Source organism: Rhizobium sp. UGM030330-04, assembly GCF_003208455.1.
GTDB classification, from domain to species: domain Bacteria; phylum Pseudomonadota; class Alphaproteobacteria; order Rhizobiales; family Rhizobiaceae; genus Agrobacterium; species Agrobacterium rhizogenes_A.
This window is the reverse complement of the sequence record NZ_QKML01000005.1, coordinates 46,751-71,347: the sequence shown is the minus strand read 5'-3', so window position 1 is coordinate 71,347 and position 24,597 is coordinate 46,751. Positions and strand designations below refer to the sequence as shown.

The 24,597-nt window shown below is 61.3% G+C and carries 25 protein-coding genes; 13 read left to right on the top strand and 12 right to left on the bottom strand.

Annotated elements, in window-relative coordinates:
• The first annotated feature begins 16 nt into the window (after positions 1-16).
• The 4 genes from N434_RS09095 to dxs all read left to right on the top strand — a co-directional run bounded on the left by N434_RS09095 (position 17) and on the right by dxs (position 4,412).
• The gene (locus N434_RS09095; protein WP_110757304.1) at positions 17-952 is read left to right on the top strand and encodes a histone deacetylase family protein; all 936 of its coding nucleotides are present in this window, start codon (positions 17-19) and stop codon (positions 950-952) included.
• A gap of 2 nt (positions 953-954) precedes the next feature.
• A complete protein-coding gene (locus N434_RS09090) occupies positions 955-1,209 on the top strand; it encodes an exodeoxyribonuclease VII small subunit (protein ID WP_003503059.1) in 255 nt (84 codons plus the stop codon).
• 260 nt (positions 1,210-1,469) lie between these two features.
• A complete protein-coding gene (locus N434_RS09085) occupies positions 1,470-2,393 on the top strand; it encodes a pirin family protein (protein WP_065115028.1) in 924 nt (307 codons plus the stop codon).
• Between the two features lie 99 nt (positions 2,394-2,492).
• Positions 2,493-4,412, top strand: a complete 1,920-nt coding sequence (gene dxs / locus N434_RS09080) for a 1-deoxy-D-xylulose-5-phosphate synthase (RefSeq protein ID WP_065115027.1) — start codon at positions 2,493-2,495, stop codon at positions 4,410-4,412.
• 42 nt (positions 4,413-4,454) lie between these two features.
• On the opposite strand, the gene N434_RS09075 is transcribed toward dxs, so the two are convergent.
• Positions 4,455-4,817: a nuclear transport factor 2 family protein gene (locus N434_RS09075; protein ID WP_110757303.1), complete on the bottom strand. Its 363-nt coding sequence runs from the start codon at positions 4,815-4,817 to the stop codon at positions 4,455-4,457.
• 107 nt (positions 4,818-4,924) lie between these two features.
• Here N434_RS09075 and N434_RS09070 point away from each other — a divergent pair, with 107 nt between their 5' ends.
• Both N434_RS09070 and N434_RS09065 read left to right on the top strand, forming a co-directional pair.
• Positions 4,925-5,719: a helix-turn-helix domain-containing protein gene (locus N434_RS09070; protein WP_110757301.1), complete on the top strand. Its 795-nt coding sequence runs from the start codon at positions 4,925-4,927 to the stop codon at positions 5,717-5,719.
• Positions 5,720-5,724: 5 nt separating this feature from the next.
• Positions 5,725-6,033: a putative quinol monooxygenase gene (locus N434_RS09065; protein ID WP_110757299.1), complete on the top strand. Its 309-nt coding sequence runs from the start codon at positions 5,725-5,727 to the stop codon at positions 6,031-6,033.
• Between the two features lie 113 nt (positions 6,034-6,146).
• On the opposite strand, the gene N434_RS09060 is transcribed toward N434_RS09065, so the two are convergent.
• Genes N434_RS09060 through N434_RS09050 form a run of 3 tightly spaced genes read right to left on the bottom strand, consistent with a single transcriptional unit; the run spans position 6,147 to position 7,413 of the window.
• On the bottom strand, positions 6,147-6,509 hold the full coding sequence (locus tag N434_RS09060; protein ID WP_110757297.1) for a nuclear transport factor 2 family protein: 363 nt from the start codon (positions 6,507-6,509) through the stop codon (positions 6,147-6,149).
• 40 nt (positions 6,510-6,549) lie between these two features.
• Positions 6,550-6,933, bottom strand: coding sequence for an ACT domain-containing protein (locus N434_RS09055; protein ID WP_110757295.1), 384 nt, complete (start codon positions 6,931-6,933; stop codon positions 6,550-6,552).
• A 27-nt stretch (positions 6,934-6,960) separates the two neighbouring features.
• Entirely contained in the window at positions 6,961-7,413 is a 453-nt protein-coding gene (locus tag N434_RS09050) for an Lrp/AsnC family transcriptional regulator (RefSeq protein WP_110757293.1), read from the bottom strand.
• Positions 7,414-7,532: 119 nt separating this feature from the next.
• Here N434_RS09050 and N434_RS09045 point away from each other — a divergent pair, with 119 nt between their 5' ends.
• Positions 7,533-8,495 (top strand): nucleoside recognition domain-containing protein, encoded by a 963-nt coding sequence (locus tag N434_RS09045; protein ID WP_110757291.1) that lies wholly within the window; start codon positions 7,533-7,535, stop codon positions 8,493-8,495.
• 83 nt (positions 8,496-8,578) lie between these two features.
• Here the strand turns inward: N434_RS09045 and N434_RS09040 are convergent, their stop codons facing one another.
• A complete protein-coding gene (locus tag N434_RS09040; protein WP_110757289.1) occupies positions 8,579-10,600 on the bottom strand; it encodes a methyl-accepting chemotaxis protein in 2,022 nt (673 codons plus the stop codon).
• A gap of 270 nt (positions 10,601-10,870) precedes the next feature.
• On the opposite strand from N434_RS09040, the gene N434_RS09035 reads away from it, so the two are divergent.
• Together N434_RS09035 and N434_RS09030 are read left to right on the top strand one after the other, a co-directional pair.
• On the top strand, positions 10,871-11,623 hold the full coding sequence (locus tag N434_RS09035; protein ID WP_110757287.1) for a TlyA family RNA methyltransferase: 753 nt from the start codon (positions 10,871-10,873) through the stop codon (positions 11,621-11,623).
• A complete protein-coding gene (locus N434_RS09030; RefSeq protein WP_110757285.1) occupies positions 11,620-12,870 on the top strand; it encodes a class I SAM-dependent RNA methyltransferase in 1,251 nt (416 codons plus the stop codon). Before N434_RS09035 ends, N434_RS09030 begins: the two co-directional genes overlap by 4 nt.
• An 11-nt stretch (positions 12,871-12,881) precedes the next feature.
• Here the strand turns inward: N434_RS09030 and N434_RS09025 are convergent, their stop codons facing one another.
• The 3 genes from N434_RS09025 to N434_RS09015 all read right to left on the bottom strand — a co-directional run bounded on the left by N434_RS09025 (position 12,882) and on the right by N434_RS09015 (position 16,041).
• Complete coding sequence (locus tag N434_RS09025) at positions 12,882-13,196, bottom strand: hypothetical protein (RefSeq protein ID WP_110757283.1); 315 nt, start codon at positions 13,194-13,196, stop codon at positions 12,882-12,884.
• Positions 13,197-13,487: 291 nt separating this feature from the next.
• Entirely contained in the window at positions 13,488-14,246 is a 759-nt protein-coding gene (locus N434_RS09020) for a crotonase/enoyl-CoA hydratase family protein (protein WP_110757600.1), read from the bottom strand.
• 10 nt (positions 14,247-14,256) lie between these two features.
• Positions 14,257-16,041 carry an acyl-CoA dehydrogenase family protein gene (locus N434_RS09015; protein WP_110757282.1) on the bottom strand — a complete coding sequence of 595 codons (1,785 nt, stop codon included), beginning with the start codon at positions 16,039-16,041 and terminating at the stop codon, positions 14,257-14,259.
• A gap of 216 nt (positions 16,042-16,257) precedes the next feature.
• Here N434_RS09015 and N434_RS09010 point away from each other — a divergent pair, with 216 nt between their 5' ends.
• Positions 16,258-17,253 carry a transporter gene (locus N434_RS09010; RefSeq protein ID WP_110757280.1) on the top strand — a complete coding sequence of 332 codons (996 nt, stop codon included), beginning with the start codon at positions 16,258-16,260 and terminating at the stop codon, positions 17,251-17,253.
• Positions 17,254-17,310: 57 nt separating this feature from the next.
• Here the strand turns inward: N434_RS09010 and N434_RS09005 are convergent, their stop codons facing one another.
• From N434_RS09005 to N434_RS08990, 4 genes are all read right to left on the bottom strand, one after another.
• Positions 17,311-17,826: a BA14K family protein gene (locus tag N434_RS09005; RefSeq protein ID WP_110757278.1), complete on the bottom strand. Its 516-nt coding sequence runs from the start codon at positions 17,824-17,826 to the stop codon at positions 17,311-17,313.
• Between the two features lie 240 nt (positions 17,827-18,066).
• Positions 18,067-18,525: a BA14K family protein gene (locus N434_RS09000; RefSeq protein WP_065115011.1), complete on the bottom strand. Its 459-nt coding sequence runs from the start codon at positions 18,523-18,525 to the stop codon at positions 18,067-18,069.
• 187 nt (positions 18,526-18,712) lie between these two features.
• Positions 18,713-19,795 (bottom strand): FAD-binding oxidoreductase, encoded by a 1,083-nt coding sequence (locus N434_RS08995; protein ID WP_065115010.1) that lies wholly within the window; start codon positions 19,793-19,795, stop codon positions 18,713-18,715.
• A gap of 7 nt (positions 19,796-19,802) precedes the next feature.
• On the bottom strand, positions 19,803-21,047 hold the full coding sequence (locus N434_RS08990; protein ID WP_110757598.1) for an aromatic ring-hydroxylating oxygenase subunit alpha: 1,245 nt from the start codon (positions 21,045-21,047) through the stop codon (positions 19,803-19,805).
• A 331-nt stretch (positions 21,048-21,378) separates the two neighbouring features.
• On the opposite strand from N434_RS08990, the gene N434_RS08985 reads away from it, so the two are divergent.
• The 3 genes from N434_RS08985 (at position 21,379) to N434_RS08975 (ending at position 24,588) form a co-directional block, all read left to right on the top strand.
• Positions 21,379-21,987 (top strand): DUF6656 family protein, encoded by a 609-nt coding sequence (locus tag N434_RS08985; protein WP_161991603.1) that lies wholly within the window; start codon positions 21,379-21,381, stop codon positions 21,985-21,987.
• A gap of 147 nt (positions 21,988-22,134) precedes the next feature.
• The gene (locus tag N434_RS08980) at positions 22,135-23,112 is read left to right on the top strand and encodes an L-threonylcarbamoyladenylate synthase (protein ID WP_110757596.1); all 978 of its coding nucleotides are present in this window, start codon (positions 22,135-22,137) and stop codon (positions 23,110-23,112) included.
• Between the two features lie 45 nt (positions 23,113-23,157).
• Positions 23,158-24,588, top strand: a complete 1,431-nt coding sequence (locus tag N434_RS08975; protein ID WP_065115008.1) for an FAD-binding oxidoreductase — start codon at positions 23,158-23,160, stop codon at positions 24,586-24,588.
• The last annotated feature ends 9 nt before the right edge of the window (positions 24,589-24,597 follow it).

Genomic DNA, 24,597 nt, shown 5'->3' with positions numbered 1-24,597 from the left:
CTTCGGGAGGAAAAGCATGGCGACGCGTTTATACGAACACCCGATCTTCCTCGAGCATATCACGCCTTCCGGCCACCCCGAGCGGCCGGACCGCCTGCGTTCGCTGAACATCGCGCTCGAACATCCGAATTTCGAGCGGCTGGAACGGAAAGAAGCGCCGCAGGCCAATGAGGATGCGGTGCTGCTGGCGCATCCGGAAGAGCATCTGCTTGCCGTCATGCGGCAGATCCCGCAAGAGGATGGCGAGATCAACCGCATCGAGGCGGATACCTATGCCTCGCCGAAAAGCCTGCAGGCGGCGCTGACCGGCATCGGTGCGGCAATGGCTGCGGTGGATGACGTGTTTACCGGCGCTGCCGACAATGTCTTCGTCGCCGCCCGCCCGCCCGGCCACCATGCGGAAACCGCCAAGGCCATGGGTTTCTGTCTTTTCAACAATGTGGCCATCGCCGCCCGCCATGCCCAGAAAAAACATGGGGCAGAGCGCATCGCCATCATCGACTGGGACGTGCATCACGGCAACGGCACGCAGGACATCTTCTGGAACGACAGTTCCGTGCTGTTCTGTTCCACCCACCAGATGCCGCTTTACCCGTGGAGCGGCGACAAAAACGAAACCGGCGCGAAGAACAATATCGTCAACGCCCCGCTTTCGCCCAACACCGGCAGCGACCATTTTCGCGAGGCCTTCAAATCCCGCGTGCTGCCGGCGATTGCCGATTTTTCGCCTGATCTCATCCTCATCTCCGCCGGTTTCGACGCGCATCACCGCGATCCGCTGGCACAGATCAATCTGGTGGGAGAGGATTTCGACTGGGCTACGGGCCGACTTCTGGAGATGGCCGACAAATACGCATCGAACCGGGTCGTCAGCCTGCTTGAAGGTGGTTATGATCTGGAAGGGCTGGCGGAATCGGCAGCCATGCATATTTTGAGAATGATGAAGGGTTGAACATGACGGAAAATGCCAACACAGCCGATGTCAGCGGTTATTCCTTCGAAAAGGCCGTCGCCGAGCTGGAAAGCATTGTCGCACGCCTGGAACGCGGAGACGTGGCGCTGGACGAATCAATCGCCATCTACGAGCGCGGCGAAGCCCTGAAGAAACACTGCGAGACGCTGTTGAACGCCGCCGAAAAGCGAATCGAGAAAATCCGTCTCGATCGTGCGGGCAAGCCGCAGGGTGTGGAGCCGCTGGACGGGGAATGATTGGGCCTACCCTCATTCCTGTGCTTGTCACAGGAATCTAGCCAGACCAAGTCCTTGGGCTGAAAAGACTCTTCCCGCCGCGCAGACGCGCGTCGGCTGGATTCCTGTGACAAGCACAGGAATGAGGGAGGTTGGGAGGAGACGATCAATTGCCGCCCTCGCATCCAGTGACAATGCACAAACACAGCGTTCGATATCCCGACACTCCCCCTCCCCCTCGGTTATGCTAAACTCCCGCCAGACGATACGAGGAGCTTGCGATGTCCTTCTTTCCCGGCAACGATCCCGTCGCGGGTGATGCTTTTGCCTGCGATGCCATCGAGAACCTGATCATTCCCCGCACCAGCGATATTGGCGGCTTTGCCGTGCGCCGCGCCCTGCCGACCCGGCAACGGCGGCTTGTGGGGCCGTTCATCTTTTTCGATCGCATGGGCCCGGCGATCCTGAAGGCGGGCGAGGCGCTCGACGTCAAGCCGCATCCGCATATCGGGCTTTCGACTGTTACCTATCTGTTCGACGGCGAAATCAAGCACCGGGACAGTCTCGGCACCGAGCTTGTCATCCGCCCCGGCGATATCAACCTGATGACGGCCGGGCGTGGCATCGTGCATTCGGAACGCACGCCGGAAAATCTGCGTGGCCATCCGCTTTCCATGTCCGGCCTGCAGACCTGGCTTGCCCTGCCAGACCATATGGAAGAAATCGCCCCCGCCTTTGCCCACACGGCGAAGGAAGACATGCCGCTGATCGACCTCAAGGGCGCGACAGGCCGGGTGGTGATCGGCGAATTCGAAGGCCTCACCTCCCCGGTTTCGTCCTTTACCGATACGCTTTATGTCGATCTTTCGCTGGAGCCGGGGGTAAAATTCCCCTTCTCCGCCGATCATGAGGAGCGGGCGATCTATATTCTGTCCGGTTCGCTGGATGTTGCCGGTGATATTTTCGCCGCCGATCAACTGCTCGTCTTCCGGCCCGGCGACGACATCACGCTGCAGGCCGGCAGCAATGGCTGTCACATCATGATCTTTGGCGGGGCGGCGCTGAATGAGCGCCGTTACATCTGGTGGAACTTCGTTTCGTCATCAAAAGAACGCATAGAACAGGCCAAACAGGAGTGGAGAACCGGACGCTTCGACATCGTTCCCGGCGACGAAGAAGAGTTTGTCCCTTTGCCGGAAGGTTGAAATTCTATAGAAGTGTACGACATGCAGGGCTGCACCGTCGGCTTTCGACATGAAAGACGCTCTGGCACGCCCTGCTGACGACAAGAAAAGGCCGAACGATTGACCGGAATGCCACAGACACCATTGCTCGACCGGGTGAATTTTCCCTCCGATCTCAAGGAGATCGATGATCGCGACCTGCCGGAACTGGCACGGGAACTGCGCGACGAGATGATTGACGCCGTGTCGAAGACCGGTGGCCATCTGGGTGCCGGCCTTGGCGTGGTGGAACTGACGATTGCCATCCATAAGGTGTTCAACACGCCCGAGGACCGGCTGATCTTCGATGTCGGCCATCAATGTTATCCGCACAAGATCCTTACCGGCCGGCGTGATCGCATCCGCACGCTGCGACAGGAAGGCGGGCTTTCCGGTTTCACCCGGCGGGCCGAAAGCGACTATGACGACTTCGGCGCCGGCCACTCCTCCACCTCCATTTCCGCCGGTCTCGGCATGGCGGTGGCGGCGGGTCTTGATGGCAGCGACCGCAAGGTCGTAGCCATCATTGGCGACGGCTCGATGTCGGCGGGCATGGCGTTTGAGGCATTGAACAATGCCGGCGCGCTCGATGCGCGGCTGATCGTCATCCTCAACGACAACGACATGTCGATTGCGCCGCCGACAGGCGCGATGAGCGCTTATCTGGCACGCCTCGCCTCCGGCCGCACCTATATGGGTTTCCGCGATTTCGGCAAGAAACTGACGGCCTATCTCGGCAAGACCATCGACCGCGCCATTACCCGCGCCGTGACCCATGCGCGCGGTTACGTGACCGGCGGCACGTTGTTCGAGGAGCTTGGCTTCTATCACATCGGCCCGATCGACGGTCATTCCTTCGATCATCTGTTGCCGGTGCTGCGCAATGTGCGCGACAACCAGAAAGGCCCCGTCCTCATCCATGTGGTGACGCAGAAGGGCAAGGGTTATGCGCCGGCGGAAGCCGCAGCCGACAAATATCACGGCGTCAACAAGTTCGACGTCATCACCGGCGCGCAGGCGAAAGCCAAGCCGAATGCGCCGAGCTATACCAGCGTCTTTGCCGAAGCCCTGATCCAGGAAGCGACGCTCGACGAAAAGATCATCGGTGTGACGGCCGCCATGCCGAACGGCACGGGCCTCGACAAGATGGCCGAGCTTTTCCCGTCTCGCACCTTCGATGTCGGCATTGCCGAGCAGCATGCCGTCACCTTTGCGGCGGGGCTTGCGGCTGATGGTTACAAGCCGTTCTGCGCGCTTTATTCCACCTTCCTGCAACGCGGTTACGACCAGCTGGTGCATGATGTGGCCATCCAGAGCCTGCCCGTGCGTTTCCCCATCGACCGTGCCGGTTTTGTCGGTGCTGACGGGCCGACCCATGCGGGTTCCTTCGACACGACTTTCCTCGCCACCCTGCCCGGCATGGTGGTGATGGCGGCCTCGGACGAGGCGGAGCTGAAACATATGGTGCGCACGGCAGCGGCCTATGATGAAGGCCCGATTTCCTTCCGTTACCCGCGCGGTGAAGGCGTGGGCGTCGAGATGCCCGCGCGTGGTGAGATTCTCCAGATAGGCAAGGGTCGCATCATCAAGGAAGGCACCAAGGTCGCGCTGCTCTCCTTCGGCACGCGGCTGGCGGAATGCCTGGCGGCGGCCGAAGACCTTGAAGCGGCCGGCCTTTCCACCACGGTTGCCGATGCGCGCTTCGCCAAGCCGCTCGATCTCGACCTCATCCGCCAGCTGGCCAGCCATCACGAGGTTCTGGTGACGATCGAAGAAGGCTCTGTCGGCGGTTTCGGCGCGCATGTGCTGCATTTCATGGCCAGCGCCGGCCTGCTCGACCATGGCCCGAAGGTCCGGACGCTGACCCTGCCCGACCAGTGGGTGGAGCAGGCCAAGCCCGAAACCATGTATGCCAATGCCGGCCTTGACCGGGCCGGCATCGTTTCCACCGTGTTCAATGCGCTCGGCCAACGTCAGGCCGGTGTCGGTTTCGCCGGCTGACACGATTGCCGGGACAGGAGGTGGGACCATCCCGCCTCTTTCTCAGGATGCAGCGCCATCGAGAAAACCGACGACATTTTCGATCCGTCCCTCGGTATTCAGGCTGACGACATCGGTACCGCCAGCGACATCGTCCCCATCAGGCGAAATGAGACGCCATGAGAAACGGGTGAAGTTGCCGTGGCCATCCGGGGTGCCGGCAAGAACGAAACGATATCCCGGAAATTTCTGCCGCGCCGCCTCGATCATCGCGGCAATCCCCTGCTGGCCTTCGCCCTGCATCAGCGGATCGACGTAGCGCGTATTTTCTGCCCATGCCTGACCGACGAGATGCCTGCGGCGTTCATTGTCCTCTTCGTTCCACGCTGCGAGATAGGTCTGGGCGATTGTGAGATGTTGCGTCATGATTGCGCTCCTTCTGGTTGACGGCCCAAACATGCCGGCGGTCGGGAAGCAGAACAATTACCTCGGAGGTAATCGCATTGCCGATATGTTCTGCTAGGCTGCGGGGCATGACACATCATCAAGAACATGTCGGCCAGGTGCTGAAGGAATGGCGTGCCCGCCGCAGGTTGAGCCAGCTCGATCTGGCGACAGAGGCGGACATATCCGCGCGGCATCTGAGCTTTGTGGAAAGCGGGCGTTCATCCCCCAGCCGCGAGATGCTCGCGAAACTGGCGCAGCAGCTTTCCATGCCCGCCCGCGCCGCCAACCGGCTGATGCTGGCGGCGGGTTATGCGCCTGTTCATTCCGAACGGTCGCTGGATGCGCCCGACATGGTGGCGGCCCGGCAGGCCGTCGAAACCGTGGTGCAGGGCCACATGCCCTTCCCCGCCCTTGCCGTCGACCGGCACTGGAACGTCGTTCTCGCCAATGAGGCGATCACGTCGCTTCTGGCCGGTGTTTCCGAAGAGCTGCTTCGCCCGCCGCTCAACGCACTGAGGCTCAGCCTGCACCCGCAGGGCTTGAGTTCGCGCATCGTCAACCTCGCCGAATGGCGGCATCACCTGCTGGAGCGCCTGCGCCGTCAGGTCGAGGAAACGGGAGACGAGATGCTTTGCCACTTGCATGCGGAGCTTTCGGCCTATCCCGCGCCGAAGGCCTCGCCCCATGCCGCCGGGGCCGATCCGCTGGCCATACCGCTGCAACTGCGCGATCCGGCCTCGGGCGCCGTTCTGAGCTTCATCTCCACCACCACGGTTTTCGGAACGGCAACCGACGTCACGCTGTCCGAACTGGTGCTGGAATGTTTCTACCCCGCCGATGCGGCAACCCGTGCCGCCCTGATGCCAGGCACAAAGGAGTAAGACCCGTGCACACTACCTATCTCATCGGCTTCCAGGTCCGCGACGGCCAGCGCGAGCGCTTTCTTGAATTGCTGAATGCGCTTCTCGACGCCATGCGGCACGAAAAGACCTTCGTGAACGCCACCCTGCATCGAGACGGTGAAAACGAGAACCGCTTCCTGCTGCATGAGACCTGGAGCGACCATCAGGACGTCATCGATGTCCAGATTCATCGCCCCTATCGTCAGGCATGGCACGATGCCTTGCCCGAGCTTCTGGAAGCCCCACGGGATATCTCCGTCTGGTATCCCATGCGGGCCGATCACGCTGCATAGGCAGGGGAACAGACAAGCCCCGCGTAGACAACGCGGGGTCAGAAGTCGGATTCGGACCTCCTTATGGTCCCAATCCATCGCAGCAAGCGTTTATTTCCTGAACGCCTGAGTTTTCAAGACAATATCCGCGGTTCGCTCAATTTGAACCACGCCTTGGCAATCTTTCCGTTTTCAACTTCATAGATGCAGACAACGTCGATCTCTCCCCTGCCTTCGGGGAAGTTCCGCGTAACCGTTTCGTGGTCGATGACGACATTCCCGACGGTAATGCGCGTCAGCAATTTTCCATGCAGATCAGGCTCCTTGAAGCGCTCGATGTGGTGCGCCCTGATCTCTGCAGCACTTCCCGCCAGAAGCGTCGCCGGAAAGGCATAATACTGACAATCATCCGCCCACCAGCCCATGAATGCATCGATGTCACGGGCGTTATAGGCCTCGAGCTGCTTTTGCACCGGCAGTTCAATTTCACTCTTCAAAACGTACCTCTTCAGAAAATCATTGTGGCGACATGGATTTTTAAATGAGCGAATGTCCCGCATCCGCCAGCAGACCGCGTGTTTTTTCGAGATCGTGCGATTTCACCAGCAGGTGGTCTCCATCAAAGGTCGAAACCACAAATATTCCAATCCCGTTGGTCGACAACGGCGCGATGACCGACAGGACGATGCCCGTCTCATCAAATGCAAATGGCCCCTGAAACTTGAAACACGACCAGCCCGCATCGACCCGCACATCCTGCGGTATGCGATCTTCCCGGCAAACGACGGAAAGTTCGTCATCGGTTCGGCTGATGCTGACAAATCCGCCGCCGTCGGCCCACGCCGGAATGGGATCAGACGCCTGAAGCCGCGCCACCCCGTATGAGCCATCCAAAACCTGCAATTTAACGCGCGGCGCCATATGGACATTCCCTTTCCTGAAAATCGCTCAAAGCCTGATAGCCGTTTCCTCTTTCGCCGTCTTGATGACGACCATGGTGAAGAAGCGTGCGACATTGTGCTGGTCCCGGAACAGCCTGTCGCACAGGGTATCGAATTCCTCCATGTCACGCAGGCGCAGCATCAGCACGACATCGCTTGCGCCTGTCACGGCATAGGCATGCGACACGGCCTCCTCGGCAATGGCAATATCCAGAAAGCGGCGCATATGCTGCTCGCCATGCAGTTTCAGCTCCACCGTCACCAGCGCCTTGATCACGCGCCCGGCCTTTGCGGGGTTGAGGATCGCGACGATACGGTCGATCACCCCCGATTTGCGCAGCCGTTGCAGGCGGCGCAGGCAGCTGGAAGGAGACAGCCCCACCTCATCGGCCATATCCACATTGGTGCGCGACGCATCGCCCTGCAAGAGGTTCAGAAGTTTCCGGTCGATCCGATCCATACCAGCAGCATATCTCTCGCTAACATATTTGCAATAAAATTGCATGAAGCTGCAATCTTTGACCACAAATGCGAATGGGTTCGGCCTAGAGGATGAGGACAACCTTCGAGGAGCCTCACATGCCCATTTTCGTCACCATCTGGCAGAAGACCCGGGAGACGCTTGATATCTACTGGGTGCTGGTGCGGATCACCGTTCCGATTGCCATCCTCACCGAACTATTGTCGAGAATGGGTGCGATAGAGGCGGTGGCGCCGGCCTTCGCGCCTGTCATGAACATCATCGGGCTGCCGCCGGAGCTTGGTCTCGCCTGGCTGACAGCGATGCTGGTCGGCATCTGGGGCGCCGTGCCGCTTATCTTCACACTCGTTCCCGCCTCCTCGCTCAGCGGCGCGGATATCACGGTCTTTTCGGCGCTTATCCTCTTCGCGCACGGCCTGCCCATCGAGCAGAAGATCATCGAAAAGGCAGGACCCGGCATGCTCGTCACCACGGCGCTGCGCATCGGTGGCGGATTGCTCTATGCCTTCCTCCTGCATCAGGTTCTGGAAGCAACGGGGTGGTTGTCTGCGCCGGTGAACCCTGCCTGGATCGCCATGAGCGCCACGCCGGAATGGGCGGACTATCTTCTGGGTCTCGGTAAAACCATGATCTGGATGTTCGTCATCCTTCTCGTGCTGTCCCTCGGCCTCGAAATCCTCAGGCTGACCGGGCTTCTGGCACTGATGATGAAGGCGCTTTCGCCCCTTTTGCGGCTTGCCGGCATTCGCGGCGAGGCCGAACATCTCACCGCCATCGGGTTGTTTCTGGGAATTTCCTATGGCGCGGGTTTTCTGATCCGCGAAGCGCAATCAGGAGCGATCTCACCACGTCAGGTGTTTCTATCCTGTGTGTTCATGGGTTTTGCCCATAGCGTGATCGAAGACACACTTGTGGTGATGTCGCTGGGGGCCGATGTTTATGGCGTTCTGGTCGGACGGCTGGTTTTCGCCATCGCCGCAACCGCCGTCATTGCCGCCCTGCTTCACCGCCTGTCCGACGAGGTGTTTTTCCAGCGGATGTTCAGGCTACAGGGCACCTAGGCGGCGCTGCCCGTCTGAAACAGCCGATGTAAAAAGGGGGCCTTTCGGCCCCCAATTCGTAGGTTCAATCCGGAAAATCCGGCTCAGAACTCCGTCCAGTCCTGATCTTTCGCAGCCGGTGCTTCCGCAGCACCGCCGAAGGCGCGGGCGAGGCTCTGGCCAAGCGCCCGGGCCGGCGAAGCCACCGGTCTTGCGGTTGCGGAGGCCGATTTTACCGGAGCCTTGCGGGCCGGTGCGGCCGGTGCCGGCTGGAAGGCAGGCTTGGCTGAAGACTGGCGCGGTGCAGAATATCCACCGGCACTCGCAACGGCAGCGCGTGCGCCGCCCACCCGGAACTGGCCGAGCAGGCTGTTCAGCGCTTCCGCCTCACGGGCAAGCGAATGGCTGGCGGCGGTCTGCTGTTCCACCATGGCGGCATTCTGCTGCGTGCCCTGATCCATGGTGTTCACGGCCGTGTTGATTTCCTGCAGACCGGTCGCCTGTTCGCGTGACGCGACAACGATGGCGCTGACATGGGCGTTGATCTCTTCGACTTCCGAAACGATGAGCTCCAGCGCCTTGCCGGTCTCGTCGACAAGATTGACGCCGTTTTCGACCTGCTGGCTGGAAGCGCCGATCAGCGTCTTGATTTCCTTGGCGGCATTGGCCGAACGCTGGGCAAGTTCGCGGACTTCCTGCGCCACCACCGCAAAGCCCTTGCCGGCATCACCGGCGCGGGCGGCTTCCACGCCGGCGTTCAGCGCCAGCAGGTTGGTCTGGAAGGCGATATCGTCGATGACACCGATGATATTGCCGATTTCGCCCGAGGACTTTTCGATCTCGCGCATGGCGGCAACCGCCCTGCGAACGACAACGCCGGATTTTTCCGCACCGGCGCGGGCGCGCTGGACCAGATTGCCGGCATCTTCCGCGCCGCGCGCACTGTCACGCACCGTGGTGGTGACTTCTTCCAGAGCGGCAGCGGTTTCCTCGATGGAGGCCGCCTGCTGTTCGGTGCGGCGCGACAGGTCGTCGGCGGCGGAAAGCATTTCCGAAGCACCGGCATTGATCGCAGCCGCGTTCTCGCCGACCGTGCGCAGGGCCTGCTGCAGCTTTTCAACCGCGCTGTTGAAATCGATACGGATGGGATCGATGGCCGGGACGAAGGGCGTTTCGATACGGTAGGCCAGATCGCCATCCGCAAGTGCGGCCAGACCCTTGCCCAGCTCGTCGCGTGCAAAGGCGTTGGCGGCTTCGTCCCTGGCCTTTTCTTCCTCGTTGTGGCGGCGTTCGGTTTCGGTGGCGGAACGCATACGCTCGGTCTCGCCGGCAAGGCGGGATTTTTCCAGCCCGGCCTGCTTGAAGACCAGAACGGCCTTCGCCATCTTGCCGACTTCATCACCGCGATCGACGGCCGGAACCTCCGTGGTCATGTCGCCATCGGCAAGCCGGCTCATTGCCGCCGTCATGCCGACGATCGGCGTGACGATCGAGCGCGACAGTGCCCAGATGAGCACAACGGCGAGCAGACCGGCAACGGCGCCGCCACCCAGAAGGGCGTATTTCAGATTGAGCGCCGCCGCCTGCTGTTCTACCGCGTAAGCGGTGGACAGGCCGTTCAGCTGTTCCTTGATCTTGGCGGCGGAAGCACGAAAGCCGTCAAGCTGACCCTTGGCCTGATTGCGGCCGATCTCGATGATTTCGGAAATCGGCGCTTCCGTGGTCTTGCGTGCGGCGATCTGCGGTTCCGCCAGTTCCTTGAAGAACACGGTGGCGGACTTCTGCATGTCGTCGATGGAGTTGAGGATATCCGGCTGTCCGGCGGCCAGCGCACGGGCTTCGTCGAGCTTCTTCAGCATCAGGTCGCGCTGGGCGAAAACGTCATTATAGGTGCTGTCGCTGCGAAACAGCAGGAAACCACGCTGGTTGACGGCCTGCTCCAGCATGGCGGCCGTCGCACCATCCACCGCCTGGATGATATCCTTGGTCCGGTTGTTGTCGATCGCAACGCGCTCGCTTCCCAGCGTCTGCCAGAATACGACCGCGGAGGCGAGCAGACACACGCTCATCAATGCACAGAAGGTGACTATGAGCTTTATGTTGATAGGGAAGTTTTTCAGCGACATCGCAAACTCTCTCGGCGACCCGATGCCTCGGAGCAAGCGTCTGCGCTGCAACGGTCGCAATTTTGTGGATTGGAGGAGATGCCGTCATGGCAGGTTCCGGTGGCCGCACGGGCCTTGCGCACAAAGTGCAATACAAGCCTTTATATTGGATTAATCGAACATTCTGACTTTGCGGTGCAATGTAACCTTGCCCGGCGGCAGCGGCATTCCGGGCCATTCCAGCGATAAATCGCTTGCATCGGCGGGGTTTGACGGTCATTGAACGGGACCATGTCCAAAACATCTGAAAATGAACGGCTTGACCAGCTTCTTGTGTCGCTCGGCCACTTTGCCAGCCGCTCGCGTGCGCGCGACGCGATTGCGCGCGGCACCGTGAGCGTCAACGGCAAGACCGTCACCAAACCGAGCCAGACCGTTGCCGGCAATGCGCAGATCGCCATCAGCGACCCGGCACAGGCCTATGTTTCCCGCGCGGCGCTCAAGCTCGTGGCGGCGCTCGATCATTTCCGGCTCGATCCATCGGGTCATGACTGTCTCGACGTCGGCGCTTCCACAGGCGGTTTTACCGAGGTGCTGCTGGAGCGTGGCGCCGAACACGTCACCGCCATCGATGTCGGGCACGGGCAGATGCATGCCAGGATCGAGAACGATCCGCGCGTGACCAATCTGGAAGGGCTGAATGCCCGTTTCCTGACGGCCGAGGACATCGATGACCGGGTGATCGGCTTCATCGTTTCCGACGTGTCCTTCATTTCGCTGAAGCTCGCACTTGCCCCCGCACTCGAGCTTGCGGAACCGGGCGCTCTTGCGGTTCTGCTGGTCAAGCCGCAATTCGAGGCGGGCCGCGATGCCATCAGCAAGGCCGGGCTTCTGAAGGAGCCGGAAACGGCGCCCGCCGTGGCCGCCGAGCTGGAACGCTGGCTGACCGAGGACATGGGCTGGAAAAGCCTCGGCCTCATTCCCTCGCCGATTTCCGGCGGCGACGGCAATATCGAATTTCTTCTCGGAGGCGAAAAGCCATGAGCACACAGACCGTCACCATCAAGAGCCTCGGCGCGCAGGGCGATGGCATCGCGCACTGTCCCGACGGTCCGGTCTATGTGCCCTTCACGCTGCCCGGCGAGACGGTCGCCATCGCCAGGGTGAAGGATCACGGCACCGTCATGTCAATCACGGAAGCCTCGGCGGAGCGCCGCGAACCTGCCTGCCGCCACTTCGGCCCCGATGGCAGGAACGGCACCTGCGGCGGCTGTTCGCTACAGCATCTTTCCGATCAGCCTTACCATGCCTACAAGCGGGAGCTGGTGGTTTCGGCGCTGAAATCGAAGGGGCTGACGCCTGATGTGGACGACCTCGTCATCTGTCGCCCCGGCGAGCGCCGCCGCGCGGTGTTTGCCGCCCGCAAGACGGAAAAGGGCCTGCTGCTCGGTTTCAGCCAGGCGAACAGCCATCACATCGTCGCCATCGAGGAATGTCCCGTCACCTCGCCCGGCATCGTCTCGCGGCTCGATGCCATCCGCGCCATCGGGCTTTCGATGGTGGCGAATGCCGAGCCGTTCCGGATGACCGTTCTCGAAACGCTTTCCGGTCTGGATATTTCCGTCGAGGGTATCAAGTCGGTCAACGACAGGCAGCGGCGGACGCTGACGGAAACGGTGCTTGCCATGCGCGGTATCGCGCGTGTCTCGCTGTCAGGTGAAATCCTGATCGAACCGCAAAAACCGATCATCGAATTCGGCGGCGTTCCGGTCTCACCGCCCGCCGGCGGTTTCACGCAGGCGACGAAACAGGCCGAAGACGCCATGGCGGAACTGGTGCTTGCCCATATCGGCAAATCCAAACGCATTGCCGATCTCTTCTGTGGTTCCGGTACATTTGCGCTCAGACTGGCACGCATCGGCAAGGTGCATGCGGTGGAAGCCGAAGACAAGGCGCTGAAGGCATTGGATTTCGCCGCCCGCAATACGCAGGGTCTGAAACCGGTCAGCGTCGAAAAACGCGATCTTTTCCGCCGGCCGCTGATGGTCAGCGAATTGAAGAATTACGACGCCGTCGTGTTCGATCCACCGCGCGCCGGTGCGGAATTCCAGTGCAAGGAACTGGCCCGCAGCACGGTGAAGAAAATCGTTGCTGTCAGCTGCAATCCGCTGACGCTGGCGCGCGATCTCGCCATTCTTACGGAGGGCGGCTATCGCATCACCCGCGTCACACCGGTCGATCAGTTCCTGTGGTCGCCGCATGTGGAAGCGGTGGCGGTGCTGGAGAAATAATCAGGAAATCATCACCAGGCCGTATCAACCGTGCCGTTGCCAACAACACCCGAGCAGCGGCAGGCACCGCCGACGCGGCCCTGCTCTATCGGGCAGATATAGGGTCGGCGGCGATTGGCGCTTTCCGGCGGGGTGATGACGCAGACGAAGCGCGCGCGGCGCTGGTGGCTGCGGTTGCTGCCGGAATTATAGTTCGGGCTGTCGTCATCGCTCGACTGCGCCAGAATGATATTGCTGCTCGAAACCGGCAAGCGTGTGATCGCTGCCGCCTCTGCAACAGTTGCGGCGGAGAGAAAGACGGACAGGGCGAAAACGAGGTGACGCATGCGGGTGGCCTTCGGACGGAGAGTCTGTGCGATCCGTTTTGCCGGACCGGTTTGATGGACGATATATAATCCGTATTCAAAAGCACAGAGGCTTCCAAACTCCGACGATGCCGCGAGTTTCTTCTCCCCGCCGGGGAGAAGGTGGCCCGAAGGGTCGGATGAGGGGGCAACGTTGCCGGATTTCGGGGAGCTTGCCCCCTCATCCCGCTGCCGCGGACTTCTCCCCGGCGGGGAGAAGACACAAGTGGCGCGCTCCCAGTTCAGCAATCGCCGTTGTTTCTGCGGGAACGCCTAGCGGCGCATGAATGCCTCGAAGGCGGCGCGCGCTTCGACACTTTGCAGCTGCGCGATGAAATGGCGGCCTTCCTCTTCGATACGGGCGAGAATATCGGCCGGGTTGCCGCGCACCAGATCGCGGGCGATCTTCAGCGCCTGCTGCGGTTTGGCCGCAAGCCGGGTGGCAAGCGCCAGCGTTTCGCTCTCCACATGCTCGGGGGCGACGACTTTCCAGATCAGGCCGGCCTGCACCGCCTGCTCAGCCGAGAATCCCTCACCCATGGCAAGCAGCGCAAAGGCGCGCTGGTGACCGGCAAGCTTCGGCACGAGCAGGCTGGAGGCCGCTTCCGGCACCAGTGCCAGGTCCACGAACGGAGTCTTGAACAGGCTGCGTGTGGAGGCGACCGTCAGGTCGCAATGCAGGTTCAGTGTCGTGCCGATGCCGATGGCGAGCCCGTCCACGCCGGATACCAGCGGCTTGTCGAAGGCGACGAGCGCTTTGAGAAGCTCGAGCGCGGCAAGCTTGCCCTTCCCGCCCGACATGGCGAAGGCAAGGAAATCGGCCATGTCGTTGCCGGCGGAGAAGCAGCCTTCCGTGCCGAGAAAGGCGACGACGCGAATCTCCGGGTCCGCATTGGCGGCGTGGAGAGCGTCTGCCATGCGCAGATACATGGCATCGGTGATCGCGTTTTTCTTGTCCGGCCGGTTGAAGCGGATGGTCAGGACATCAGGCGCATGGCCGACGCGCTCGACGAGAATGTGTTCGTCCGACATCTGAAGCTCCTCAAGCCAATAGGGTGCGGGCGGCGGCAAGGCTTGCCGCGCCCGATATAACGCGATCCTTCAGCGCCGCCGTTTCCGCCAGCAGGTTTTCCGCCGCGAAACGGCAAAGGGCTGCGCGATGCCCGCCCCTGCCATCATCGACGGCGGCCAATGCGCCCTTGGCGAGATAGGCGCCGGTGAGCGCCAGACCGAAGAGGCGCTGATAGGGCGTCGCACCGGCGAGCGCCGTTTCGGTTTCGCCGGCCTTGATGCGGTCCAGCAGCCAGTCGGTTGTCGTTTCCAGATCGTTGAGGCTGGCTTCGAGATAAGGGGCGGTCTCGCCCAGATCGTCACGGTTCGAAGCGCCTGTGCGGACGGCAATCTCACGCAATTCGCTGATGAAACCGCGCACCTGCGCGCCATCGGAAAGCGGCAGCTTGCGCAGCACCAGATCGATGGCCTGAATGCCGTTGGTGCCTTCATAGATCGGCGCGATACGGGCATCACGCAGATAACGCGCCGCGCCGGTTTCCTCGATGAAGCCCATGCCTCCATGCACCTGAATGCCCATGGAGGCGACATCCACACCGGCATCGGTGGAGAAGGATTTGGCGATCGGCGTCAAAAGGGCAGCGCGCTCCTGCCAGTGAGCGCGCTGGGAGGCGTCTTCGCTCGCATGCGCCATATCGATGGCATGGGCGCAGCTGAAGGAAATCGCCCGTGAACCTTGAGTCAGCGCCTTCATCGTCAGAAGCGTTCTGGCGATGTCAGGGTGCTCGATGATCGGGCTCATGCCGGAACCCTGCCAGCCGGGCGCCTTGCCCTGCGTGCGTTCTTTCGCGTATTCGATCGCCTTCTGGGTCGCCGCTTCGCAGATCGCCACGCCCTGCATGCCGACGGCGAGGCGGGCGTTGTTCATCATGGTGAACATGCAGGCGAGACCCTTGTTCTCCTCACCGACCAGCCAGCCGAGAGCGCCCTTCTCTTCTCCGAATTTGCCGTCGCCGAAGATCATGGTGCAGGTGGGCGAACCATGAATGCCGAGCTTGTGTTCCAGAGAGTGGCAGAACAGATCGTTGCGGCTGCCGGGCGCGCCGTTTTCATCAGGCAGGAACTTCGGCACGAGGAACAGCGAGATGCCGCGCGTACCGGCCGGCGCATCCGGCAGGCGGGCGAGAACGAGGTGGATGATGTTGTCAGCCGCGTCGTGTTCGCCCCAGGTGATGAAAATCTTCTGGCCGAAGATGCGATAGGTGCCGTCGCCATTGCGCTCCGCCCGGGTCTTCAGGACACCAAGGTCCGAACCCGCATGCGGCTCGGTGAGGTTCATGGTGCCGGTCCATTCGCCGGAGACGAGTTTCGGCAGATAGATGCGCTTGAGGTCATCGCTGCCGTGGGCGACAAGGGCTTCCACCGCGCCCATGGTCAGCGTCGGCGCCAGTGCAAAGGCCATGGAGCCGGAATTCCACATTTCGAGTGCGGCGACATTCAGCATATGCGGCAGGTTCTGGCCGCCGAACTCTTCCGGCGCCGTCAGGCTGTTCCAGCCCGCTTCCGCCCAGCGGCGGTAGAGATCGGCCCAGCCATCCGGTGTCGTGACCTTGCCGTCGGCAAGCTTCGCGCCCTGGCGGTCGCCGATGTCGGCAAGCGGCGCGACCTCTGCGGCGGCGAAACGGCCGGCTTCGTGCAGAATGGCATCGACCAAATCTTCCCCAAGGTCTCCCAGCGCACCCTTTGACAGCGCGTCTTCAAGACCCGCTACGTGTTTGAGTGTAAAGGCGATATCATCCACCGGCGCGCTATACATGCTGCCTCCTCCCGAAGCTGTGGCATCTTGCTACTGCCTTCGGGCTAAATGATTTTTACGTAAACGTCAATTTGAAAATTCCCGTCATTTCAGCGGGATTGTTATAAAACTGTCATATGAATTTGCTCAGCATGCGCTGAAAGGCGCCTCGCCGCCGCTCCCACACCGGAACGACGGACGCCTCCCCCTCCCATCCAGCCGGTCAGGACTGCCACGATGGATCTCATAACGCCCGTTATTCCCGGCCTCGTCTGGGCCTATCAATTCCACCCCGGTACAGCCCCCTGCCGGCGGCTCGCGCCCGATGCCGGCTTTCAAGAAATGGCGGAGTGCGAAGGCTTCTTCTGGCTGCACCTCAACCTCGCCGATCAGCGCGTGGCGGGCTTTCTCGAAACCATCGACGGTCTTGACCCGGCAGCGCGCGCAAGCCTCACCACCCATGAGACGCATCCGTCCATCGTGGTCGATGAAAAATCGCTCTATGGCACATTGGTGGATTTCCAGCGGGAATTCGACAAGGAAACGCGCGATTTCGGCTGGCTGCATTTTGCGGTCAGCGACCGCTTCATCATCACCACCCGCCTGCAGCCGCTGCATTCGGTGGACCGGCTGAAGGCGGCGGTGGACAAGAATTCCAACCGCTACCTCACGCCGTCCCATGTATTCGAGGGGCTGGTGGCGGAATTCCAGCGCTCACTCATCAATCTGGTGATGGAGACGACGGAAGAACTGAACGCCATCGAAGATCTGGTCTATGACAGCGAAAACCGTGACGAGCGGCGGCGGCTTGCGCCACTGCGCCGCACGGTGGTTCGCCTGCACCGGCATCTGCGCACCGTGCTGACCCTGATGCGACGCGCTTCGGCCGCCGATGATGACGAGATGCCTGACGGTTTCGAGGATGTCGCCTCACGCCTGATGGGGCGTCTGGAGGCTGTCGATCACGATGTTTATGCCCTGCAGGAGCGCGCGAGGCTGCTGCATGAAGAAATCGATTCCAAACTTTCGTCCGAAACCAACCGCCACCTTTATATCCTGTCGCTGATGACGGCATTCCTGCTGCCGCCATCGTTGGTGACCGGCTTTTTCGGCATGAATACGGATGAGCTGCCGTTTACCGTCGGCACGGGCGGCACGCTGTCGGCCGGTGTCTTTATCGTGATTTCGGTCGTGCTTGCCTGGTTCGTCCTCAAACGGGCACGGATTTTGTAATAAAAAAGCCGCCCGGTGATAACCGGACGGCTCTGTCAATTTCAGCCTGGCATTCTATCAGCTGTAAGGCGAATAGCAGGGCTGGCGCGGGCCATGGTAAGGCTGGAACGTGTTGCTATAGGCATCGTAGGAACGATAGCGGCCATAGCACCAGTTCACATGCGCCTGGCTCAGCCCGCCGCGGCGGACCGGGCGATATTCGCGATAGACCGGACGCGGACGATATTCGGGAACCGGACGGTAGACTTCACGCGGCTGCGACAGGGCGCCGCCGATGATCGCACCCGTCGCAAAGGCTGCGAGCGGGAACCAGTAACCGTCGTGGTGACGATAGCCCGGGCGGTAATCACGATAACCGCGATGGCCGCGATACCAGCCACGGCGGTCGCCCCAGCCGTCGCGGTCACGCCAATATTGCACGTTCACGATATTCTTGCCGGCATCATTGACTGCGGTCTCAATGCTCTTCGGCGCTGCAGGCAAGGGCATTGCCGCTTCCGCCGGAACAATCGCTCCTGCAACCACGATCGCAGAAAGACCGACAGCCAGGATATTCCTCACATAGCTTTTCATCTGACTTCCTCCATTCACGACGGTCGACAGGCCGTTCTACGTGAATTCTTCGTTTTTCTTCTCTCAATACCGCCACCGTGTTGAGGCAGCGTCGCTTACCTTTGCAGCCTAGGGGCGTGTGGCTGAACCCACGATTAACGGAGCGATCACGCTTCGTTTATCAAAAATCACGCATTTCCCGGAGAAGACAGGCCGGGAAGACAAAAGCCCGGATGGAACCGGGCTTCTGCATTTATGCAATTAACGGCTGTAGGGCGATACGCATATGCGACGCGGGCCATTGTTCGGCTGATAGGTGTTGTCGTAGGCTCGGTACGAGCGCCAGCGGTTCTGACACCAGGAGACATGGCTGCCGCCATAGGCCGGACGTGGCTGCTGCATGGCGCCGCCGATGATCGCACCGGCCGCAAAGGCTGCCAGCGGGAACCAGTAACCATTGTGGTAACGGTAGCCCGGACGGCGATCGCGGTAGCCGCGATGACCATTATACCAGCCGTCGCGCGGCGGGCGCGGACGGTACATGCGGTCACCGTGCCGGTATCTGCGGTCCCATTCGCGATATTGCACCGGCACCACATTGTCGGTCGAAACCGCCGGCTTGGGCATCGGAACAGGCACCTGGAACGCCTGTGACGGCGTAAAGCTTGTGAGGAACACGACGATCGCTGTGGCGACGCTCGTTGTCCGGAAATTCATCATGATCTTCCTCCATTTGCTTCAGCGCGTTGGCCCGCGCCTTTTCACCCACTCACTCTTGTCGGAGATCAAGGGTAGCCCCCGTTTCTATGCCCGAAAAGAATTCGATGACGTGCAAACGAGTTTAGGGAAATTTGGTTCCATGACAACCATCCGGTGAAAGAAGAAGAGTATAAAACGCCCGCTGGCGTCAGGCCTCCACCTTCACATCGGTCAGGGGCCGCGAGCAGCAGGCGAGAATATAACCCTCCTCGATCTCGTCATCGAGAATGCCGCCATTGTGGTTCATCTCCACCTCGCCGGAGAGCTTCAGCACCCGGCAGGTGCCGCAGATGCCCGATTCGCAGGCGGCGCCGATGCGTACCCCGGCGGCACGCGCCGTCATCAGAACCGTCTGGCCGGGCTGGCAGGCCATCTCTTTTCCTGAGAGGGTGAAACCCACCATCGCCAGCGCTTCGCCGTCCACATCGGTGAGAACGCTCTCGCCGACCGTGACCGGGGCGGCCGGCGAGAAGCTTTCCTGATGGTAACGGCCCATGTCGAAGCCGGACGCCTCGAGCATGGAGCGGACGGCGGCCATGAACGGTTCCGGCCCGCAGCAGAACACGGTGCGGTCCATGAAGTCGGGGGCGAGAAGCGCGATCTTGGCCTTGTCCACCATGCCCTTCAGGCCGGACCAGAGATCGGTGCGACCGCAATTTTCCACGATGAAACCAAGCGACAGCTTCGGCATGAAGCGGGCGAGATATTCCAGCTCGTGGCGGAAGACGATATCGGACGGCGAGCGCGAGCAGTTGATGAAGGCGATGTCGCTCTGCGGCGCACGGTCGCTCATGTCGCGCACCATCGACATCATCGGCGTGACGCCGGAGCCTGCCGAGATGAACAGATATTTGTCACCGGGATGCCGGACATAGGAGAAATCGCCGAGTGGGCCGAGCGCCCGGATTTTCATGCCGGGCTTCAGATTATCGAACATCCAGCGCGTGCCGATGCTGTTGGCCTGCGCCTTGACCGTGACCGAAAGCGCATAGGGCCGTGACGGGCTGGAGGACAATGTATAGGTGCGATAGAGCGGCTCCTTGCCCACCGGCAGTTCCAGCGTGACGAACTGACCCGGCAGATACCGGAACCAGTTCTGGTCCTCGGAGCGGAACAGGAACGTCATCACGTCCTGCGTTTCGGGTGTCACCGAAATGCACTCCAGCAGCTGGAGCTTGTCGCTCCACGGCTTCATCTCGTCTATGTGCTTGTAGGTCACAACCATATTCATCTTCGCATCACGCTACTGCCGAAAGCCGGGCCTTGTCGCCGGAAAGCCGGTCGATCATGAAATCGGCATACCAGTTGACGAACTGCATCACACCGCCCTCGTCTTCCATGGAGTACGGGCCGGGCTGGTAGGCGGGCGACCGGATGCCGAAGGCGTTTTCCTCGACGATGCGGCGGTCCTGATCGTTGGTTTCGTTCCAGACGTGGGTCAGATCTTCCAGATCGTAATCCACGCCTTCCACCGCATCCTTGTGCACCAGCCATTTGGTGGTGACCATGGTTTCATTGGCATTGAGCGGCAGCACCCGGAAGGAAATGGTGTGGTCGCCAAGGAAGTGGTTCCAGGTCGTCGGATAATGGAACAGCAGCAACGCGCCGATATGGCTGATGCTGACATCCTCCGACAGCGGCCGGCGCACGGCGCGCTTGCCCGACATGGTGTAGCTTTCCGCCTCGCCGATCAGCGGCATACGGGCGACGCGGAACTGGCCTTGCGGATCGATCTTGAAACGGCTGGGCAGGCCGGCAGCCTCGCAGCGCGCCCAGTGACCGCCGATCTCGGGGTCGCTGGCACCGCCATCCGTTCCCGTCACGCTCGGGTTTTCGGGGTAGGTGCGGCAAAGTTCCGGGTGGTTGGCGGCGCAGTGGTAGCACTCGCGGTTGTTTTCCCAGACGAGCTTCCAGTTGCCCTTTTCGATGATGGTGCTCTCATGCGCGACCTTGGCTTCCCAGATGCGGTGCGGCGCCATGTAGCTCTCGACTTCGGCGCGCATGGGCGCAAAGTCCGCCGGCTGGTCGGCAAGGCAGATGAAGACGTAACCGGCGACGGTCTCGCAGGCGACCGGCTTCAGGCCGAATTCCGCCTTGTCGAACTCCTCGCCCATATGGCGGGCGAACAGGAGCTTGCCATCGAGATCGTAGGTCCACTGATGATAGGGACAGACGAGGCGGGCGGACTGGCCCTTGTGGGCGGAGCAGACGCGGGAACCGCGATGGCGACAGGAATTGTGGAGGGCGCGAATTTGCCCGTCGCGTCCACGGACGATGACGACGGAATAGGAACCAACCTGCACGGTGAAATAATTGCCGGATTTGGGCACTTCGCAATCATGGCCGACAAACAGCCAGTCGCGATACCAGATGGTTTCCATATCCAGCTTGAAATAATCCGGGTCCGTGTAGAAGGGCTGTTCCAGGCTGAAACCCTCGCGGCGGTTCTTCAGCTGGCGCAATACGGTATCACGCAATTCCATGGCCAAATCCTCGATCAAACCGCCCTGCCCGGCACCATTTACCGGGCTGCGGAAGCATGATCCCATCTAAACACCGGCGGTCATTTGCAGCAGCACAGACAGCGACATCGGCTTCCGCATTGGCGACAAATTGCGACATGCGCCAATGGCGGCATCAGGCCATTCCGCTGCGAAATCCGGCAGCTATTCGGCAGGCGCAGGCACGTCGCAATATGACGCATGATGCAGCGCGATTACCTTCCACCCGTCAGAAAACAGGGGCTATCAGGCAACGGAGTATTAACACGGACTAAATTATCTTGCCTGACCGATGGCAACGAGGGCGTTCCTGGTGGAGAAGGCGACACGCATACGTTATTTCGATGCAGGCAGACATTCCGTCACGCCGATACGGTCGAAGACCGCGCATTCGGATTTTCTCCGCACCGGCCGGATCAGCCGATATGAAGAACGCTGGCTGCCGAGGGAACGTGTCTATTACAGCCACGACGAGGTGGCGGCGATGACCGGGCGCAAGCTCGAGGCCGCCGCCGATGCCACCCATAGCCGTCTCAACACCTTTCACCAGTCCATCCGTTTTCCGAAGATGGTCTTCCACCATCTGCTCAACGACCGGCCGCATCTCGGCTACTGTCATGTCACGGCGTCAAAAACCAGTTTTGATGCCGAACGTCATGTGCTGTGGTCCTTCTATTTCGCGAATTTCTTCGCCGAACTGAGCGGCGCCGAGAACTTCTTCGAAAATATCGATGCGCGCTATTCGCGCATGTATTTTGCCGTCGCCATCAATGCGCTTCCCGATCAGGAAATCGCCGTCGACACGTCCTTCCACCGTGGCGGCCTGCTGTTCCAGACCCATGATCCGCGGGTGGCGCTGAAAAACGTGCTCATGCTCGGCGCCCGCTCGGAGGAGATGCGCAAGATCATCAAGGCGATATAAGACACGATAAAGCGCCTCAAGCGCCGTATCCTTATCGGGTTTGTGCATGTCGTCATCCCGAAACCGCTCGCCACTTTCGGGCGCCATGCATTAGCGCTTCCCACTCCGCCCTGAAATACGCTATTGACCGCCGTGAAAGGCAGCATCATGGCGCGTCATATCAATATCGAAAAAGAGCGGGAAACAGCCCTGCAGGCATCCGTGGCGGAGCTTGCGGACGGACGGCCCATCGCCCTGCCGACGGAAACCGTCTATGGCCTTGCCGCCGACGCCACCAATCCGGCGGCCATCACCCGCATTTACGAGACCAAGGGCCGGCCGCAGTTCAACCCATTGATCTGCCACATGGCCGATATCGCCATGGCCGAACATTACGCCGTTTTCGACCCCGTTTCGCTGAAGCTCGCCCAGGCCTTCTGGCCCGGCCCGCTGACGCTGGTTCTGCCATTGAAACCCGCAAGCGGTATTCATTCGCTGGCGACGGCCGGTCTCGATACGGTCGGCATCCGCGTGCCGCAGGGTTTTGCCAGCGAGCTTATCCGCCGCTTCGGCAGGCCACTGGCCGCGCCCAGCGCCAATAGTTCCGGCAAGATCAGCCCGACGAGCGCGGCCCATGTGGAGGCCGATCTCGGCCAGAAGATCAATCTCGTTCTTGATGGCGGGGCGGCGGCCGTCGGCGTCGAATCCACCATCGTCAAGGTGGAAGAAGACGGACGCCTGCGGCTGCTTCGCCCGGGCGGCATCGTCACCGCAGACATCGAGCGGGTTGCTGGCGCGCGGCTCGAGCGGCCGAAAAAAGCCGCTGCCGCCATTGAAGCGCCCGGAATGCTGGCTTCGCATTATGCGCCGGGTGCTGCCGTGCGGCTCGGCGCCACATCGGTTCTGCCAGGTGAGGCACTGATCCGTTTCGGCGGCCGCACCGTTTCAGGCGAAGAGGCCGCGCGCACCGTTCTCGACCTCAGCCCCGCCGGCGATCTTGCCGAGGCCGCTGCCAATCTGTTCGATTATCTGAAAGCCGCCGATGCGAGCGGCGCGGACATGATCGCAATCACCGCCATTCCCATGCATGGTCTTGGAGAGGCGATCAACGACCGCCTGTCCCGCGCCGCCGCGCCGAGAGGCTGACCCGCCCACCATTTCGCCCACCGTTTCAATGACAGCGAGACGCCCATGACTGCCATCGCCCCCTCATCCGATACCCTCGACCGCTTCACGACAATCGTCGGCGAGAAGAATGCGGTGCGCGACCCGGCGGAAATGGCGCCGCGCCTTGTGGAAAATCGCGGGCTTTACCGTGGTGCCTCCCCGCTGCTCATCAAGCCCGGCTCGGTCGAAGAGGTTGCCGCCATCCTGAAGCTCGCCAGCGAGACCGGCACACCCATCGTGCCGCAGACCGGCAATACCGGCCTTGTCGGCGGCCAGACACCGCGGGCCGGCGGCACCGACATCATCCTGTCGCTGGAGCGCATGAACCGCATCCGCGACATCGATCCCGTGGCCAATGTCATCGTCGCCGATGCCGGCTGCATTCTCGACGACATCCACAAGGCCGCCGATACGGTGGAACGCATGTTCCCGCTGTCGCTCGGCTCGCAGGGTTCCTGCCGCATCGGCGGCAATCTCGCCACCAATGCCGGCGGCACGGCGGTGCTTGCCTATGGCAATATGCGCCAGCTCTGCCTCGGGCTGGAGGTGGTGCTGCCAACAGGTGAAATCTGGAACGGGCTGCGCCGGCTGAAAAAGGACAATACGGGTTATGATCTGCGCGATCTCTTCATCGGCTCGGAAGGCACGCTTGGCGTCATCACCGGCGCGGTGCTGAAGCTGTTCCCGAAGCCGCTCGGCCATCAGGTGGCGTTCGCCGGGCTCTCATCCACTAATGACGCGCTGAAACTGTTCGAAATGGCCTCGAACCTCTGCGGCACGGCGCTGACCGGCTTCGAGCTCATGCCGCGTATCGGCGTCGAATTCACCACGAAACACATTCCCGGCGTGCGCGACCCGCTGCAGACGCCGCATGACTGGTACGCGCTCATCGATATCTCCACCTCCGATTCGGCGGAAACGGCCGAGACGATGATGCAATCGCTGCTGGAGCGCGGTTTTGAGGCGGGCCTGGTCGAGGATGCGGTGATCGCCGCGTCAGAAGCACAGCGGCAGGCGCTGTGGCACATGCGCGAAAGCATGTCGGATGCGCAGAAACCGGAAGGCGGGTCGATCAAGCACGATGTTTCCGTTCCGGTATCGAAAATACCGGAATTCATGGCGACGGCGGAAAAGGCGGTTATCGCCGCCATCCCCGGCGCCCGCGTCTGCGCCTTCGGTCATCTCGGCGACGGCAATATCCATTACAATATTTCCCAGCCGGTGGGAGCCGACAAGGCCGAGTTCCTTGGCCGCTGGCGGGACATGAACGAGATCGTGCACGGCATCGTGCTGTCGCTCGGCGGCTCCATTTCCGCCGAACATGGCATAGGCCAGCTGAAACGCGATGAGCTGGCCGCCATTCGGCCCGGCATCGAGATGGAACTGATGCGCCGCATCAAGCACGCCTTCGATCCGGCCGGCATCATGAACCCGGGCAAGGTTCTGGCAGGGTAAGACAGCGTC

Excerpts from the sequence above, each read along its gene's own strand:
- N434_RS08995 (WP_065115010.1), bottom strand. The coding sequence starts at position 19,795 with ATGAATATGGTTGTGACCTACAAGCACATAGACGAGATGAAGCCGTGG.
- N434_RS09090 (WP_003503059.1), top strand. The coding sequence starts at position 955 with ATGACGGAAAATGCCAACACAGCCGATGTCAGCGGTTATTCCTTCGAA.
- N434_RS09015 (WP_110757282.1), bottom strand. The coding sequence starts at position 16,041 with ATGTATAGCGCGCCGGTGGATGATATCGCCTTTACACTCAAACACGTA.
- N434_RS09040 (WP_110757289.1), bottom strand. The coding sequence starts at position 10,600 with ATGTCGCTGAAAAACTTCCCTATCAACATAAAGCTCATAGTCACCTTC.
- N434_RS09055 (WP_110757295.1), bottom strand. The coding sequence starts at position 6,933 with ATGGCGCCGCGCGTTAAATTGCAGGTTTTGGATGGCTCATACGGGGTG.
- N434_RS09020 (WP_110757600.1), bottom strand. The coding sequence starts at position 14,246 with ATGTCGGACGAACACATTCTCGTCGAGCGCGTCGGCCATGCGCCTGAT.
- N434_RS08980 (WP_110757596.1), top strand. The coding sequence starts at position 22,135 with ATGGCGCGTCATATCAATATCGAAAAAGAGCGGGAAACAGCCCTGCAG.
- N434_RS08975 (WP_065115008.1), top strand. The coding sequence starts at position 23,158 with ATGACTGCCATCGCCCCCTCATCCGATACCCTCGACCGCTTCACGACA.
- N434_RS09070 (WP_110757301.1), top strand. The coding sequence starts at position 4,925 with ATGACACATCATCAAGAACATGTCGGCCAGGTGCTGAAGGAATGGCGT.
- N434_RS09095 (WP_110757304.1), top strand. The coding sequence starts at position 17 with ATGGCGACGCGTTTATACGAACACCCGATCTTCCTCGAGCATATCACG.
- N434_RS09025 (WP_110757283.1), bottom strand. The coding sequence starts at position 13,196 with ATGCGTCACCTCGTTTTCGCCCTGTCCGTCTTTCTCTCCGCCGCAACT.
- N434_RS09000 (WP_065115011.1), bottom strand. The coding sequence starts at position 18,525 with ATGATGAATTTCCGGACAACGAGCGTCGCCACAGCGATCGTCGTGTTC.
- N434_RS09050 (WP_110757293.1), bottom strand. The coding sequence starts at position 7,413 with ATGGATCGGATCGACCGGAAACTTCTGAACCTCTTGCAGGGCGATGCG.
- N434_RS09010 (WP_110757280.1), top strand. The coding sequence starts at position 16,258 with ATGGATCTCATAACGCCCGTTATTCCCGGCCTCGTCTGGGCCTATCAA.
- N434_RS09035 (WP_110757287.1), top strand. The coding sequence starts at position 10,871 with ATGTCCAAAACATCTGAAAATGAACGGCTTGACCAGCTTCTTGTGTCG.
- N434_RS09085 (WP_065115028.1), top strand. The coding sequence starts at position 1,470 with ATGTCCTTCTTTCCCGGCAACGATCCCGTCGCGGGTGATGCTTTTGCC.
- N434_RS09030 (WP_110757285.1), top strand. The coding sequence starts at position 11,620 with ATGAGCACACAGACCGTCACCATCAAGAGCCTCGGCGCGCAGGGCGAT.
- N434_RS08990 (WP_110757598.1), bottom strand. The coding sequence starts at position 21,047 with ATGGAATTGCGTGATACCGTATTGCGCCAGCTGAAGAACCGCCGCGAG.
- N434_RS09075 (WP_110757303.1), bottom strand. The coding sequence starts at position 4,817 with ATGACGCAACATCTCACAATCGCCCAGACCTATCTCGCAGCGTGGAAC.
- N434_RS09045 (WP_110757291.1), top strand. The coding sequence starts at position 7,533 with ATGCCCATTTTCGTCACCATCTGGCAGAAGACCCGGGAGACGCTTGAT.
- N434_RS09005 (WP_110757278.1), bottom strand. The coding sequence starts at position 17,826 with ATGAAAAGCTATGTGAGGAATATCCTGGCTGTCGGTCTTTCTGCGATC.